Origin of the sequence: Azospirillum sp. B4 (genome assembly GCF_000333275.1) — a bacterium.
Classification (GTDB): Bacteria; Pseudomonadota; Alphaproteobacteria; order Azospirillales; family Azospirillaceae; genus Nitrospirillum.
The window spans coordinates 1-1,321 of record NZ_BACU01000663.1 but is presented as its reverse complement, the minus strand read 5'-3'; the positions used below and the strand labels follow the sequence as shown (position 1 = coordinate 1,321).

Here is a 1,321-nt window from a genome sequence, read left to right as displayed (position 1 = left end):
CGCACTCCGACAACGGCGACGGGCGCGCACCTCAACGTCGGCGGTCACACAAAGCTTGGCCGGCGCATCCGGGCAGACCACGGTGCCGACGTCGCGGCCGTCCAGCACCGCGCCCCTGGCCACTGTTCCGGGCGCGCCGCCAGGCGGATGATGGGCGAAATCCCGCTGGAAATCCAACAGGGCCGCCCGCACCGCCGGCACCACCGAGACCTTGGAGGCGGCGACCGCCACCGCGTCCTGGCGCAGCGCCGGATCGTTCATCAGGGGCAGGACGGTGGCCGCGTCCAGTCCCTGGGCGGCGGCGATGGCGGCCCCCACATCGTCCGGCGCATGGCCGGCCCGCAACAGCGTCAACCCCACGGCGCGGTACAGCGCGCCCGTGTCCAGGTGGGCGAAGCCCAGCGTGGCGGCCAGGCGGCGGGCCAGCGTGCCCTTGCCGCTGGCGGCCGGGCCGTCGATGGCGACGATGAAGGAAGAGGTCATGGGGCGTGCCGCCTGCTGCTTCGGTAGGGATAGGCCGGTGGCCTAACACCGCCGGCGGCCCCTGGCAAGCGGCCCCGCTCACCCGGTGGTGACGGCGGCACCCAGGGCGTTCAGCAGCTGGGGCACGGCCAGCCCCAGGCCGTCACAGCGCACGGTGATGGGCTGGGCGGCGGCGGTGCCCAGGGCCAGGAAGGCCGGCGCCATCTCCGCATCCACCGCCACCGTGGCCCCGCCTTGGACCGGCTGGCCGCCGCCGGTGACGCCGAGGAAATCCGCCCCGGCCTCCGCCGCCACGCCGCAGGCCCGCAGCGCCGCCGCCAGGGCGGGCGCCTGCCGGGCCGGCGTGGGCGACAGGCCGCGCAGCACGACGCCCCCCGGCGCGACCGTGGCCGCCACCGCCGCCAGCGCCAGGTCGCCGGCGTCGACCAGGCGCCCGGCTGCCACCTCACCCGCGTCTATGGGCTGGACCGGCGCGCGCAGAGTGATGTCGGCCATGGGCTCGTCCTCCCCCGCCGTCGCGGCCTGGAGGCTCAGCTCGGCGCCCATGTCACGCAGCAGGGGGATCAGGCCGCCGCGGTGCTCATTGGTGCCGGCGCCGGCCAGCGCGATGCCGGGCCCGGGCCGCAGCAGCGCCGCCACCAGGGCGGCACCGGCCGCCGCCGCGTCCCCCGGCACGGCCACCCGGGCCGGCCGCAATTCCCGCTGGCCGTCGACGCTGACCGCCCAGGCGCCATCCGGCTGGTGGCGGGCGGTGATGGCGGCCCCGAATTGGCGCAGCAGGCGTTCGGTGTGGTCGGCGGTGGGCACCTCTTCCACCACCGTCGTGCGTCCGGCGGTG

General features: G+C 77.1%; 1 protein-coding gene and 1 pseudogene. Both read right to left on the bottom strand.

The features are described from left to right. Nucleotides 1–483: d(CMP) kinase (locus tag I55_RS29985; RefSeq protein ID WP_044564387.1), on the bottom strand; the 483-nt coding region annotated here is incomplete at its 3' end. A 78-nt stretch (nt 484–561) separates the two neighbouring features. Beyond that, nucleotides 562–1,321: pseudogene (locus I55_RS29980) on the bottom strand (3-phosphoshikimate 1-carboxyvinyltransferase); the annotation flags it as partial.